Origin of the sequence: Bacillus hominis, assembly GCF_018332515.1 — a bacterium.
Classification (GTDB): domain Bacteria; phylum Bacillota; class Bacilli; order Bacillales; family Bacillaceae_G; genus Bacillus_A; species Bacillus_A hominis.
In genome coordinates, this window is sequence record NZ_BOQD01000166.1 from 1 (window position 1) to 14200 (window position 14200).

General features: G+C 37.4%; 9 protein-coding genes, 9 tRNA genes, 2 rRNA genes and 1 pseudogene. 1 reads left to right on the forward strand and 20 read right to left on the reverse strand.

The window, feature by feature from the left end; all coding sequences use genetic code 11:
- Window positions 1–136: 136 nt before the first annotated feature.
- Window positions 137–1429 carry a DUF5068 domain-containing protein gene (locus KI356_RS16830; protein ID WP_212935952.1) on the forward strand — a complete coding sequence of 431 codons (1293 nt, stop codon included), beginning with the start codon at window positions 137–139 and terminating at the stop codon, window positions 1427–1429.
- Window positions 1430–1453: 24 nt separating this feature from the next.
- On the opposite strand, the gene KI356_RS16835 is transcribed toward KI356_RS16830, so the two are convergent.
- The 20 genes and pseudogenes from KI356_RS16835 to KI356_RS16925 all read right to left on the reverse strand — a co-directional run.
- Window positions 1454–2020 carry a DUF4256 domain-containing protein gene (locus KI356_RS16835; RefSeq protein ID WP_212935953.1) on the reverse strand — a complete coding sequence of 189 codons (567 nt, stop codon included), beginning with the start codon at window positions 2018–2020 and terminating at the stop codon, window positions 1454–1456.
- Between the two features lie 118 nt (window positions 2021–2138).
- Window positions 2139–4097: a S9 family peptidase gene (locus KI356_RS16840; protein ID WP_212935954.1), complete on the reverse strand. Its 1959-nt coding sequence runs from the start codon at window positions 4095–4097 to the stop codon at window positions 2139–2141.
- Between the two features lie 247 nt (window positions 4098–4344).
- Window positions 4345–6147 carry a glutamine--fructose-6-phosphate transaminase (isomerizing) gene (gene glmS / locus KI356_RS16845; protein WP_128283202.1) on the reverse strand — a complete coding sequence of 601 codons (1803 nt, stop codon included), beginning with the start codon at window positions 6145–6147 and terminating at the stop codon, window positions 4345–4347.
- A gap of 12 nt (window positions 6148–6159) precedes the next feature.
- Window positions 6160–6346, reverse strand: a pseudogene (locus tag KI356_RS28220) (hypothetical protein).
- 287 nt (window positions 6347–6633) lie between these two features.
- Window positions 6634–7980 (reverse strand): phosphoglucosamine mutase, encoded by a 1347-nt coding sequence (gene glmM / locus KI356_RS16850; protein WP_212935955.1) that lies wholly within the window; start codon window positions 7978–7980, stop codon window positions 6634–6636.
- The gene (locus tag KI356_RS16855; protein ID WP_212935956.1) at window positions 7973–9448 is read right to left on the reverse strand and encodes a CdaR family protein; all 1476 of its coding nucleotides are present in this window, start codon (window positions 9446–9448) and stop codon (window positions 7973–7975) included. The genes glmM and KI356_RS16855 overlap by 8 nt, the downstream gene beginning before the upstream one ends.
- Window positions 9441–10262 carry a diadenylate cyclase CdaA gene (cdaA, locus tag KI356_RS16860; protein WP_212935957.1) on the reverse strand — a complete coding sequence of 274 codons (822 nt, stop codon included), beginning with the start codon at window positions 10260–10262 and terminating at the stop codon, window positions 9441–9443. Before cdaA ends, KI356_RS16855 begins: the two co-directional genes overlap by 8 nt.
- Window positions 10263–10515: 253 nt before the next feature.
- Window positions 10516–11409: an arginase gene (rocF, locus tag KI356_RS16865; protein WP_128283198.1), complete on the reverse strand. Its 894-nt coding sequence runs from the start codon at window positions 11407–11409 to the stop codon at window positions 10516–10518.
- Between the two features lie 270 nt (window positions 11410–11679).
- The gene (locus KI356_RS16870; protein WP_212935958.1) at window positions 11680–12825 is read right to left on the reverse strand and encodes a glycerate kinase; all 1146 of its coding nucleotides are present in this window, start codon (window positions 12823–12825) and stop codon (window positions 11680–11682) included.
- A gap of 125 nt (window positions 12826–12950) precedes the next feature.
- Window positions 12951–13023 (reverse strand) — tRNA-Ala (locus KI356_RS16875).
- A gap of 10 nt (window positions 13024–13033) precedes the next feature.
- Window positions 13034–13105 (reverse strand) — tRNA-Gly (locus tag KI356_RS16880).
- Window positions 13106–13110: 5 nt separating this feature from the next.
- A tRNA-Lys gene (locus KI356_RS16885) sits at window positions 13111–13186 on the reverse strand.
- Between the two features lie 5 nt (window positions 13187–13191).
- Window positions 13192–13266 (reverse strand) — tRNA-Gln (locus KI356_RS16890).
- A gap of 65 nt (window positions 13267–13331) precedes the next feature.
- Window positions 13332–13415 (reverse strand) — tRNA-Tyr (locus KI356_RS16895).
- A gap of 16 nt (window positions 13416–13431) precedes the next feature.
- Window positions 13432–13507, reverse strand: a tRNA-Val gene (locus tag KI356_RS16900).
- 8 nt (window positions 13508–13515) lie between these two features.
- A tRNA-Glu gene (locus tag KI356_RS16905) sits at window positions 13516–13587 on the reverse strand.
- Between the two features lie 21 nt (window positions 13588–13608).
- Window positions 13609–13681: transfer RNA gene (locus KI356_RS16910), tRNA-Thr, on the reverse strand.
- 4 nt (window positions 13682–13685) lie between these two features.
- A tRNA-Asn gene (locus KI356_RS16915) sits at window positions 13686–13760 on the reverse strand.
- 9 nt (window positions 13761–13769) lie between these two features.
- A 5S ribosomal RNA gene (gene rrf, locus KI356_RS16920) occupies window positions 13770–13885 on the reverse strand.
- A 90-nt stretch (window positions 13886–13975) separates the two neighbouring features.
- Window positions 13976–14200: ribosomal RNA gene (locus tag KI356_RS16925) — 23S ribosomal RNA — on the reverse strand; the annotation flags it as partial.

Here is a 14200-nt window from a genome sequence, read left to right on the forward strand (position 1 = left end):
ATTAACTTTATTATATTATAATATCCAAATAATAAAAATAATCAGAAAAAATACTGGTAAATATTAACTAACCTTCTTATAATAAAACGTGGGGCTAATGTGAGAGTTTAGTTTTACACAAATAGGGGGAAGAAACATGTCAAAAAAATTACTTTCTTTATTTTCTGCAGTAATCGTAGCAGCTTTTGTAATAACCGGCTGTGGTCAAAGCGATACGACAAATAAAGAACAAAAAGAAACTGCAAGCAAAACAGAAAAAACGGATACAGCGAAAGAAAATAAACCTGAAGAAAAAAAATCAGAAGATAAAAAAACTGAAGATAAAAAGCCTGAAAATATAGCTACTGGCTCAAGTGATTACTCTAAGCTGATTTCCTATATGGAAAAAGAAACAGGTGGTAAAACAAAAGTTCTTTTTGAAAATAAGGAACCACAAGTCCATAAAGCTGAAGATGTTTCAGTATCAATGAATAGTTATACCTTAGTTGAATTTAATGGATTCCATACGGACTTTAACATTCCATTTAACCGTCAAACAGAGGGCGGAGTTATTCTTGTGAACTATAGCGTAAAAAATAGTTCAGCTAAAGATATCTATTATATGCCAGCATTGGACATGTCGTTTACTGGTGCGCAGAAAGTATATAGTAACTATAAAGATTTAATTCCAAAAGAAGATCAGCTACCAACTAAGCTTGCTCCAACGAATGATTACTTAGTAAAAGCAGGAGAAACTATTTCTGGTTATATCGCTTATCCATTTGGAAAAGATGATTTAGCAAAAATTTCAAGTCTCTCAACAGTCTCAGTCACAGTTCCAACTGCACAAGCTAATAAAGGGAAATTTGATGCCCCAATCGGAAGCCCTGGAAACTTTTCATTAAGTTTAAACGCTCAAGGCGCTGAAAAGGTTGCAGCAGATAAAGCTTTCTATCAAGATAAAGTAACTGCTAATAACATGGGCGATAAAAAAATGCTAAAAGAACAATCCGGCATTAATAATAGTCAAGAATTAGGTGCTGTCAACGTTACATTAGATGGATATCAATTTGCTCAATTCACGCCAAACTCTGTCGAGGCTCCACGATTTGCAAATTTCAAAAATGGTATTGTTCTATTAACAGTAAAATTCAAACTTGATAACAAAGATACGCAAGACGTCGCACTATCTCCTATAAGCTCTACATTGAGAGTTAATGATGGTACACAATATACGATTAGTGAAGGTATGCTATTAAATTACGACTATAATGCTTCCGTTAAAACCGGAACGTCTGGAGAGTTACTACAAGTATATACATTAGATCAAGAGCAGTATGAAAAAATTTGGAAAGACAAAAGCTTTGAGATTGAGTTAGGACCTATGAGAAATAAAGAGGCAAAAGATATTTCACAAGGTAAAAAAGCTAAGTTTACATTACCTAAATAAATTACTGAATATATAATAAGAAAATTAAACCCTTAACGAACCACGAAATCCTCTAGCAGCATAGTATGAATCTGCTCCATTGTGGTACACGAAAACGTGTCCGAAGCGGTAATCGCAAAATAGAGCACCACCAAGTTCTCTAATGTCTGAAGGTGTTTGTACCCAACTCGATGATTTCATATCAAAATCTCCAAGTTGTTGTAACTCTCGATATTGTTCTTCAGTTAATAGTTCAATACCCATAGCAGCTGCCACATCAATAGCGTTATTTTCTGGTTTATGCTTCTTTCTTGCTTCTAACGCTTCAAGATCATAACAAAGACTTCTACGGCCTTTAGGACTCTCCTTCGAACAATCATAGAAAGTATATTCATCCTTCTCTTCATCATAACCAACAACATCCGGCTCACCGCCAGTTACTTCCATTTCATTAATGGACCACAATTTTTCATTATTAGTAGTCAGCTTTGCTTCCACTGTAGCCCATTCAAGACCTTCATGGCGGTTCATGTTTTTCTCAAAACGAGCTTGTAATACTTTTAATAGTTCTTCACGTTGTTCTACAGCTAACTCATTTTTATTCTCTGTCATATTCGTCCTCCGAATTACGTTTCCTTATAATCACTTAAATCTTTTTAATCATGATTTAAATGCAGTTTACAACAATCTGGCCCGATTGCACAACGAAAAATCCTTGTACGTATATCCATTATATAGTACTAAAACCTTTCATGCTTTCTCCAAGAATATAGTGTGAAAACCACATCAAATTCTGCTTCATAATAGCTACATTCATTCCTGGCTGATTAGGGCTATATGCCATTCCTTTAAATATAATTAATTCTGTATCAACTTCCATATCCATTAATCCTTGATATAGATCATATGCATTTGTAATTGGAATTCTTACGTCCATTTCCCCATGTTGAATTAACGTAGGTGTACATGCTGATTTAATATATGTCATTGGCGATGTTTTCCTATATATATCTGGATCATTCCATGGAGTATTTCCTAAATGCATTCTAATAAAGTAAGGGATATCTGTATTTACATAATGGGTACTCCAGTTAGTAATTCCGCCCCCAACTGAAATAGCTTTAAATCTACTACTAAATGTAGAACAGAAAGCTGATATATATCCTCCGTTACTCCATCCCATAACTCCTACTCTATCTTTATCTACCATCCCTTTTTCTACTAGTTCATCCACTCCAGATATAACATCATCGTAGTCAGCGATTCCTGGTTTTCTATAGTTTGCTTTTAAAAATTCATTACCATAACCAGAACTTCCTCTGTAGTTTGGCTCTAAAACTATAAAGCCTTTTTCGATAAACTGTTCAATAGGATATTTCTCATTAAAACAGTCTGAAAATATCGGAAAAGATGCCCAAGCCGGCCCCCCGTGAATTACTACTAATAAAGGATATTCTTTATTAGTGTCAAACTCTACTGGCGTTGATAAAACACCTTCTATTTCAAGACCATCACTACTTTTCCATGAGATGATTTCCCTTTTACTTTTAAGTTTCCCTTTGAAAAAGCTATTTTCATCCGTTATTTTTTTATCGTCTAAATAGATTTCAAAAGTTTCATTTGTTATAGCCTTATTATAGGTTATATGATTTCCATCCTTTGTTATAGAAGCATCCATTATAAAGCCATCTACTTTTTCGCTTAATATTTCCACAGCGCCATCTTCAGCTAGCAACCCAATAAGATAGTTCGTTTTATTTTGCCATCTAATTAAAATCCCTTTAGCTGTCCACTGTAATGGCATAACCGTACTATCAAAATCTGTTAAAGGTTGAAGTAGCTCTCCAGTATTCATATCATACATCTCTAATGTACTATCTTGTATATGGTTTCTATAGTAATCCTTCTCTCTTATGCTTGCTGAGTAACATACTTTACTACCTTCAGGAGAAAAACAAACGCTCCCTCCCAACAACTTGTCCATATTCATTTTTTGTAGTTCCCCAGCTTCAATATCTAATATGTATAGATCACCATTCATATGATCGCTGGGGCTTGGTGTAGCCATAAATACAACCTTTGTCCCATCATTTGAAATATCAAATCCATGGATATAAAAATCCTTACCATCAGTTAATGGATAAACGCCGCTAATCTCTCGTTCCTCTTTATCATTTTGTATCACTTTTTCTATTTCAATGTAATATAAACAATTATTCTGATGTTCCTTACCTACATGTTGGAAATCCCCATATAGCTCCTTACGTTTCTTTATTTCCTCGCATTCTTTTGATTGTGCAACATAATAAAAACCTTTACCAGTAGGCCCCCATTTGAATGTACTGATCCCTTCTTCCTCATCAGTAATTTGCACACCGTTATAACCATCTAGTGACTTAACAAAGATCTGATTTTTCCCGCCATCAACTGGGCTAAGGTATGCGATATTCCTAGAATCCGGGGACCATAACGGGCATGTACTATCTATATCCCCATTTGTTAATGGGTAACTCTGTCCCTTATCTTTTTCATATATCCATACATGATTCCTATATGTATTGTCTTTCCAATTAGCCGTCTTCTTTATAAATGCTACGTTTTTTCCATCATCACTTATATTTGTACTTGATAAGGTTGGTAACGAAATAATCTCTTCTATACTTAAATATGTTTTTTCTTTCACGTTCATTAATAAGCCCCCTTGTAATACCTAGTAATCTATCCTCTCTTCTTTTCATAATAAAGGAAATTGTTCACGAATACTTAAAATGATAATGAAAAATTCAGAAAAATTAAAGTAATACTTTAATGGAGTACGGGTAGCCTGACTTTCTCCTATCGATTTTAGATGTTCTTTTTAACACAAAAATACCCCTTTAGATAGCTATATCTAAAGGGGTAAAACATCGTATCTTTATTTCAAATCCACCAATCTCCTACTCAACCGTAACAGATTTAGCTAAGTTACGTGGCTTATCAACGTCACACTCGCGGTGAAGTGCTGCGTAGTATGAGATAAGTTGTAATGGAATAACTGCTACTAGCGGTGCTAGTGCTTCGTGTACAGCCGGTAATACGAAGCTGTCACCTTCCATTTCTAAGCCTTTCATTGAGATGATACATGGGTTAGCTCCGCGTGCTACTACCTCTTTCACGTTACCACGAATTCCAAGGTTTACGTGCTCTTGTGTAGCAAGTGCGATAACCGGTGTACCGTTTTCGATTAAGGCGATTGTACCGTGTTTTAATTCTCCTCCAGCAAAGCCTTCTGCTTGGATGTAAGAGATTTCTTTTAGTTTTAACGCACCTTCTAAACCTACGAAGAAGTCTACGCTACGTCCGATGAAGAAGCAGTTACGCGTTGTTGCTAAAAATTGTTTTGCTAATGCGTCCATTTCTTCTTTTTGATCACAAAGTACTACCATTGCGTTTGCTACAAGTCCTAACTCCTGTGTTAAATCAAAATTAAGAGCTTCACCTTTCGCTTTTGCAATGTCAGCCGCTAAGATTGAAAGTACTGCAAGCTGAGCTGTGTATGCTTTCGTCGATGCAACTGCGATTTCTGGTCCTGCGTATAATGGAAGTGTGTAATCAGCTTCACGAGAAAGCGTAGAACCAGGTACGTTCGTAATCGTTAATGCTTTATGACCCATTTCATTTGTTTGCACAAGTACTGCACGGCTATCAGCTGTTTCACCACTTTGTGAGATGTAAATGAAGAATGGTCTTTCTGTTAATAATGGCATGTTGTAAGAGAATTCACTTGCTACGTGTACTTCAACTGGTACTTTCGCAAATTTCTCAATGAATTGCTTTCCAACAAGACCTGCATGATAACTTGTTCCACATGCAATGATGTAAATACGATCGCTATCTAAGATTGCATTACGAATATCTGCATCCAGTTCAATCTCGCCATTTTCACCTTGGTACTTTTGAATAATATTACGGATTACAAGTGGTTGCTCATCGATTTCTTTTAGCATGAAATGAGGATATGTTCCTTTTTCAATATCACTTGCGTCTAATTCCGCTGTATAAGGTGCACGTTCAATCGTTTCACCTTGTAAGTTTTTAATTGTAATGCTTTCTTTCGTTACAATTACGATTTCTTTATCCATTAACTCGATAAATTGATCTGTAACTTGTAACATCGCCATAGCGTCGCTCGCCACAACATTAAAGTTGTCACCAACACCTACTAATAGCGGGCTTTTGTTTTTAGCAACATAAATCATGTTTGGATTTTCAGCATCAAGTAGTCCGATTGCGTAAGAACCATGTAAAAGAGATAACGTGTTACGGAATGCTTCTTCTACACTTAGTCCTGTGCTTACTTGTTGTTCCATAAGCTGCACGATAATTTCTGTATCTGTTTCACTTACGAACGTTACATCTTGTAAATATTCTTTTTTCACTAATTCATAGTTTTCAATTACACCGTTATGAACTAATGTAAAACGCTTTGATGTACTTTGATGCGGATGCGCGTTTACTTTGCTTGGAACACCATGTGTAGCCCAGCGTGTGTGACCGATTCCCACACTTGCTGCTACATTCTCCTCTACGACTTCGCGAAGTTTTGCAATACGGCCTTTTTCTTTGTATACAACAACACCGTTCTCTGCTTGTACTGCAATACCTGCTGAATCATATCCACGATATTCTAGCTTTTCTAAACCTTTTAATAAAATTTCCTTTGCATCTTGCTCTCCAATAAATCCTACGATTCCACACATGTTTAGTCGCCGTTACAAATGCTTACACTGCTCTGCGAACATGTAACGACATAGTCCGATACCATTTTTATTTGTACTAAAAAAACGGATTACATATTGCTAGCCCTGTAAGCTTGTAACGGCTTTCACCTTCCTCTCGATTGGGTTAAAGTCCGTATATACTTATACAGCTAGTATTCATCCGTTCCTTTTCTCTCATCACACTTCCACCTTTGTCCACTAAGTCACCTTAATGTTTTAAGTAAAAGTTTGCGGTTGTGATGAACAACCGGGAGTCATCCGCCGAAATCTCGATAAAACTCCACCTCGTCAACTACACTACTTGTAGCTCTGGCGCTTTTATAATTTACAATATTTACTTTGAGAAAAAGAACAAGACCATCTTATAACAAACATGATAAACCCGTCAATGAAATTTTTTTCATCGTCTATAAAACATATGAAAAAGGAGCACTTCTTGTGCTCCTTTTCAATAAATTCATTGAATTATTCAGCGCCAACTTCAGCTTTAACAACTTCTACAATACGATGTACATATCCATCACAAACCTCTTGTGTTGGTGCTTCTGCCATTACACGAATAAGTGGCTCTGTTCCAGATGGACGAACAAGAATACGACCGTCGCCGTTCATTTCTTCCTCTACAACTTGAATAATTTCTTTAATTTTTTCATTTTCTAATGCTAACTTTTTATCTGTTACACGAACATTTACTAGTAATTGTGGGAATTTCGTCATCTCACTTGCAAGCTCAGATAATGGCTTTTTCGTCATTTTCATGATGTTTACCAGTTGAAGTGCACTTAACATTCCATCACCAGTTGTAATGTAATCAAGTAAAATAATGTGACCTGATTGTTCTCCGCCCAGGTTATATCCACCACGTTTCATTTCTTCCATTACGTAGCGGTCACCAACTGCTGTTTTATCACTTGTAATATTGTTTGCTTCAAGTGCTTTGTAGAAACCTAAGTTACTCATAACTGTTGAAACAACTGTATTATGTTTTAATTGACCAGTTTCTTTCATATACTTCGCACAAATAAACATAATTTGATCGCCATCAACGATGTTTCCTTTTTCATCTACAGCGATTAAACGGTCGCCATCACCATCAAAAGCAAGTCCGATATCAGCACCTTTTTCTTTTACTAATTCAGCTAAGACTTCTGGATGTGTAGATCCTACGCCTTCGTTAATATTCATACCGTTTGGAGAAGTTCCCATCGTTGAAATATCAGCTTCTAAGTCTGCAAATAAGTATGGAGCTAAAGAAGAAGTCGCACCGTGTGCGCAATCTAAAGCGATATGTAAACCAGAGAAATCTTCCTCTACAGTTTGTTTAATGTATTGTAAATATTTTTGTCCACCTTCAAAGTAATCGCTCACTTGGCCAAGGTTAGTACCTGTTGGACGTGGTAACTCGTCAACTTCTTTGTCTAATAATGCTTCAATTTCTGCTTCTTGCTCATCTGTTAATTTGAAACCATCTGAACCGAAGAACTTAATTCCATTATCTTGTACTGGATTATGAGATGCAGAAATCATAACACCCGCTTGTGCATCTAAAGCTTTTGTTAAATAAGCCACACCTGGTGTAGAAATAACACCAAGACGCATTACTTCTGCTCCAGTTGACAATAGACCTGCTACTAAAGCGCCTTCTAACATATGTCCAGATACACGTGTATCACGGCCGATAATTACTTTTGGACGATCTGTATCTTTTGTTAATACATAGCCTCCAAAACGTCCAATTTTGAACGCTAATTCAGGTGTTAACTCCTTATTCGCAACCCCGCGTACTCCATCTGTACCAAAATATTTACCCATTATGATTCGCTCCTTTTTCTTGCTCTTTTTGATTATCTACTGTTGGTTCTTTGCTCGGTTCTTGGCCCGGTTCTTTTTCTTTTTCTTTATTTTTTTCCTGATCCTTTTCTGGATCTGGTTCAGGATTTTTTGGCTTTTCAGTTTGATTTCCCTGATTGTTTGTTGAATCTGGGTGTTCAATATTACCCTGTACTTCTTTATCTGGCTTTTCTTTCTTCACAATTGTAACTTTAGCACTTTTTTGTTTTGGCTCTATCGAAATATTACCAGGACCGCTTACTTGAATAGAAATATCTTTTGTTCCCGGAGATGCATTTTGTAGATTAATCACCGCTGCTATTTGAGCAGCTGTTATTTTATCTACTATACTTGCTTCTCCTGAAATATCAACGCTTATCTTCCCATCCTGCGGCGAAAGTAGCTGAGCAGTAACATCGTTCGGAATTCCACTTTTTTGAATCGGGATACCATCAATAGTTTTACTTTTCGTTTGTTTTACCTTTTGTACCCCTATGGAAACCTTCACTTGATTTGGTTTTGCACTTGTTACACCTTTTGGCAATAAAACAGAGGCATCGAATGTTGTAGAATCCGTCAATTGACTAAGATCTACCTCGACCCCCTCTATAGATTGTATATTATCCAAAATATCTTTTGGACCTGCTATCGTTACTTCCTTCGGCTCAACACTGATATTTGTAACAGCTAAACCTTCTGGTAAATTCCCTTTTTTCGCATATGTTAAAGGAACTGTTTTTTCGACGTTATTTGCTGTAGCTTGTGTCGCTACATTCACCGTTACACTAATTTTAGATGGACTCGTTTTTACATTTAAACGTTTTCCTTCTTTATTGTACAATGTAACCTCTGCTGTTTTTGTAACGGTTTTATTAATACCTTTTAAATCTATATATGCCTTAGCAGATGAAATACTTTCTATTTCTTCTTTTGTTCCAACTACTTCAACAGTGTCAGGCTTAATACTTGATTTATCAACGGTAGCACCTGCTGACATCTGATCTTCATTAGATAACTTCAAGTCTACATGAACATACTTTTTCGCTTTTTCATGAAGTGTGACTTTAATTGTTGATGGTTGAACTGTCCCTTTCACTTCATCTGGAAGCCCGTTTGCTTTTAAAGCAACTTCATAAGTTCCTTTTGGACGGCCTTCTAAATCAACTGGTATATCAAATTGTCTTTTGTTTTTCGTTGCAGCAACCGCTGCTTTAGGACCTTCTAATTTTACCTTGACTCCCTCTGAGGGAATACCACTTACAATATACTTCTCTTCGTCATATTTAAGGTTAATATCATAATTAGTTAATGTTTCTTTTGCTTCATTGACGAAAGGTAATACATTTGATGTCGTATTTTTTTCAGTTAAAGTTGCTGACATAAAAAGCATACACGCCAATAGTAATGAGATCCCTTTTAAAAACCAATGATTCTCCATTAACTTATCCATGACGCTTTCTCCTCCAATTCCATAAAGACGAAGAAGTCGTTTTTTCATTCCCACTAAATTCTGTTAACAACATATCCTTCAGTTGTTCTGACTTCAGATCACGATGTAACTTACCGTTTTTCGTTAAAGAAATTTGGCCTGTTTCTTCCGACACAACTACTGTAATACTATCAGTAACTTCACTAACTCCCATTGCAGCGCGATGCCTAGTTCCTAATTCCTTAGAAATAAACGGACTTTCTGATAACGGAAGATAACATGCTGCTGCTTTAATTGTACTTCCTTGCATAATTACTGCTCCGTCATGAAGAGGCGTATTTGGAATAAAAATATTAATGAGTAATTCTGATGACACATTTGCGTTCAACGGAATACCCGTTTCCACATAATCACCCATACCGGTCTCTTTTGATAAAGTAATTAATGCACCAATTCTACGTTTTCCCATATATTCCGTTGCTTTCGCTATCGCTGTTGCAACAATTTCGGGTTCATCGTCCTCGTGAGTTCCCACACGCGAAAACAAGCTACCTCGTCCTAGCTGCTCAAGTGCTCTTCGCAATTCTGGCTGAAAAATAATAATAACAGCTAAGAATCCCCACGTTAATACTTGTTCCGTTAGCCAATATAGCGTATGCAATTCAAGTAAAATACTGATCATCCGGACGACAATAATAACTGTAATACCTTTTAAAAGTTGAACAGCCTTCGTACCCCGGATTATAAGAATTAGCTTATATATAATAAACCATACAACAGCAATATCTAATGCCGTACTAAGATATTTCAAAATGGTTGTATCTTCAAAAGGCATGCTAACCCTTCCTCCTACTTACGAGCAATTCTATCCATATATTGAAATATTGTTTTATGCTCTATCTGTATGTATTTCCAACAACTAGTTAATTATACCATACATGAAACAAACGACAATTACAAACGACCCCCTTTGGCCTAAATTGGTAAGATGTCAAACTTTCTTACCCTACAGTACAGTATAATATAAGTCATTATTATACGCCTATTTTCAAATAAAAAAAGCAACTTCTCAGTTGCTTTTCTTACATTTATTTTAGTTTTTCACCGAATAAAGAACCCATTAAAGCAACCGCTGTTGTTGCTGTTCTGTTTCTCTCATCTAAAATCGTATTTACTTCAACAAATTCAGCAGATGTAACAATATCAGCTTCTGCTAACATTTCCATCGCTAAGTGGCTTTCACGATACGATAGACCACCAATTACAGGCGTCCCAACTCCTGGTGCATCATGAGGATCAAGACCATCTAAATCTAATGATAAATGAACACCGTCAGTATGAGATAAATAAGCAATTGTTTCTTCCATAACAGCCGTCATACCCATACGATCAATTTCATGCATTGAAAATACTTTAATGCCTTCATTACGAATAAAGTCTTTTTCCCCTTCATCTAATGCACGTGCACCGATAATTACAACGTTCTCTTTTTTCACTTTCGGGTATGCCCCATATAAGTCTATAAGTGAAGAATGTCCATAACCTAAACTTGCAGCAAGTGACATACCGTGAATATTTCCTGATGGTGAAGTTTCTTCTGTATTTAAATCACCGTGTGCATCATACCAAATAACACCTAAATTTTTATAATGTTTCGCTACACCAGCTAACGTACCGATAGCAATACTATGATCGCCGCCCAATACAAGTGGAAAACGACCTTCTTCTATAATATGATCAACCTTACTTGCTAATTCATTACATACAGTTGCAACTTGTGTAAGGTTTCTTAAATTTGTATTTTCATCTATTTCTTTTTCTCTCTCTATACATATATCTCCCATATCTTTTACGTTATATCCAATTTCTTCGATTCTTTCAATTACCCCTGCATAACGGATCGCGCTTGGTCCCATATCAACCCCACGACGCATCTGTCCTAAATCCATTGGAACTCCAATAACTGAGATTTCTTTTTTCATAGATAGTATCCCCCTTTTATGCCTTCACTAAATATTTTAAATCTTTTATATAGTCTGACTCAACTCGACATTTTTCTGCATGGATATACATTTTATTCACTTATATTTACGTTGGAATCCCAATTTTTAAACTATTCTATGTATAAAGTTAACTTAATGAACCAACTAACTTTTCTATTAGCTAATATTTTTATGAGTGCTTTTCTCCATCACCACCTAGGATTACACAAAATATTCTCAAATAACTGGATTAAAAAAACACTTCTATATTTAGAAGCGTTTTTCTGATGCTAATTTCCACACTGCTGCAATATTTTTTGCTGTCATTTCGATATTCTCTTCTGCCGCTTTATATGCTTCTTCTAATGTCATTGGACTGGCTGTAATACTAAACACTGCATCAATTCCCTTTTCATAAACAATTGTATAGTTCGGAGATACAGATCCACCAATAGCAATTACAGGAATATGACGACATTTCGCCCGCTTCGCGACACCAACAGGAGCTTTTCCATAAGCTGTTTGTTCATCTATTCTTCCCTCACCAGTTACAATAAGATCGGCACCCTCTATACACTTATCAAAATTTGTATAATCTAATACAATTTCAATCCCTTTTCTTAGTTGTCCCTTTAGCACTGCAACGACAGCGGCTCCCATTCCTCCAGCTGCCCCCGCACCTGGTATTTCAGATACATCAAAAGACACATGTTGTTTAAGTATATTAGCATAATGTTTTAAATTCTCATCTAGCTCTTTCATCATCTCTACATTTGCACCTTTTTGTCTCGCAAATATAAAAGATGCCCCGCTCGGTCCAACTAAAGGGTTATCTACATCACATGCTGCTTCTAACTTTATATCCTCCAGGCGTGAATCAATCCTAGAAAGGTCAACGGTGGTTATCAAATGCAATGTCCCTCCAGAAGGTTCTATTACCTCACCTTTCCTATTTATAAATCTTGCGCCTAAGGCAGATAGCATACCAGCCCCACCATCATTTGTAGCACTTCCTCCAAGCCCTAAAATAATGTGTTTAGCTCCTTGATCTAATGCATGTAATATAAGTTCACCTGTCCCTTTTGTCGTTGTAATAAGCGGGTTTCTCCTTTCAATTGGAACGTGTTGTAATCCTGATGCTGCTGCCATTTCAATAAATGCTGTCTTCTTATCCTTAGACATACCATAAAAGGCTTGCACGCTCCCTCCAAGCGGTCCTGTCACACTAAGTTTTATAATTCTCCCCATTGTAGCACCAACAAGAGATTCAACCGTTCCTTCGCCTCCATCTCCAATTGGTACTTTAACATACTCTGCTTTAGGGAAAATTGCTGCAAAGCCTCTTTCAATAGCTTCACATACCTCTATAGCTTTCAGGCTTTCTTTATATGAATCCGATGCAATGACAACTTTCATAATTACCTCCCCCTTATTCAATCCTTTTTTTCATTCTAAACGATATACGGAAAAGTTTCCTTTTGGAATGGAATTTAAACACAAAAAAAGCTTACATCATTTGATGTAAGCTTTCCTTATTTATATGGAGCCTAGCGGGATCGAACCGCTGACCTCCTGCGTGCAAGGCAGGCGCTCTCCCAGCTGAGCTAAGGCCCCTTAGTAATTAAGCGGAAGACGGGATTCGAACCCGCGACCCCAACCTTGGCAAGGTTGTATTCTACCACTGAACTACTTCCGCGAAAATGGTGAGCCATGAAGGATTCGAACCTTCGACCCTCTGATTAAAAGTCAGATGCTCTACCAACTGAGCTAATGGCTCGTAAATGGCTGGGCTAGCTGGATTCGAACCAGCGCATGACGGAGTCAAAGTCCGTTGCCTTACCGCTTGGCTATAGCCCATTAATATTTACTAGTATGGTTATCTTTTCAAAAAAATAAACCCTTTCAGGTTATTTTAAAGAAAATGGTGGAGGGGGGCAGATTCGAACTGCCGAACCCGAAGGAGCGGATTTACAGTCCGCCGCGTTTAGCCACTTCGCTACCCCTCCGACATTTAAAAATATATGGTGGAGGATGACGGGATCGAACCGCCGACCCCCTGCTTGTAAGGCAGGTGCTCTCCCAGCTGAGCTAATCCTCCAAAAGTGATGACCCGTACGGGATTCGAACCCGTGTTACCGCCGTGAAAGGGCGGTGTCTTAACCACTTGACCAACGGGCCAAAAAATAAAAAATTTTCCCAAGCTTCCAACCGGGCTTGAACCGGTGACCTCTTCCTTACCATGGAAGTACTCTACCAGCTGAGCTATGGAAGCATAATGGCTCCGCAGGTAGGAATCGAACCTACGACCGATCGGTTAACAGCCGATAGCTCTACCGCTGAGCTACTGCGGAATAATATAAGCCTGGCAACGTCCTACTCTCACAGGGACAAGGTCCCAACTACCATCGGCGCTAGAGAGCTTAACTTCCGTGTTCGGTATGGGAACGGGTGTGACCTCTCTGCCATCATTACCAGACTTTTATCATTATGCACATTCTTTTCAGAATGTCAAAAGGAATTTTAAATATATATTCTTTCAAAACTAGATAACATTGCTTCATATTATATGGTTAAGTCCTCGATCTATTAGTATTCGTCAGCTCCACATGTCACCATGCTTCCACCTCGAACCTATCAACCTGATCATCTTTCAGGGATCTTACTAGCTTACGCTATGGGAAATCTCATCTTGAGGGGGGCTTCATGCTTAGATGCTTTCAGCACTTATCCCTTCCGCACATAGCTACCCAGCTATGCCCTTGGCAGAACAACTGGTACACCAGCGGTGCGT

Excerpts from the sequence above, each read along its gene's own strand:
- KI356_RS16870 (WP_212935958.1), bottom strand. The coding sequence starts at position 12,825 with ATGAAAGTTGTCATTGCATCGGATTCATATAAAGAAAGCCTGAAAGCT.
- KI356_RS16840 (WP_212935954.1), bottom strand. The coding sequence starts at position 4,097 with ATGAACGTGAAAGAAAAAACATATTTAAGTATAGAAGAGATTATTTCG.
- glmM (WP_212935955.1), bottom strand. The coding sequence starts at position 7,980 with ATGGGTAAATATTTTGGTACAGATGGAGTACGCGGGGTTGCGAATAAG.
- glmS (WP_128283202.1), bottom strand. The coding sequence starts at position 6,147 with ATGTGTGGAATCGTAGGATTTATTGGAGAGCAAGATGCAAAGGAAATT.
- KI356_RS16830 (WP_212935952.1), top strand. The coding sequence starts at position 137 with ATGTCAAAAAAATTACTTTCTTTATTTTCTGCAGTAATCGTAGCAGCT.
- rocF (WP_128283198.1), bottom strand. The coding sequence starts at position 11,409 with ATGAAAAAAGAAATCTCAGTTATTGGAGTTCCAATGGATTTAGGACAG.
- cdaA (WP_212935957.1), bottom strand. The coding sequence starts at position 10,262 with ATGCCTTTTGAAGATACAACCATTTTGAAATATCTTAGTACGGCATTA.
- KI356_RS16855 (WP_212935956.1), bottom strand. The coding sequence starts at position 9,448 with ATGGATAAGTTAATGGAGAATCATTGGTTTTTAAAAGGGATCTCATTA.
- KI356_RS16835 (WP_212935953.1), bottom strand. The coding sequence starts at position 2,020 with ATGACAGAGAATAAAAATGAGTTAGCTGTAGAACAACGTGAAGAACTA.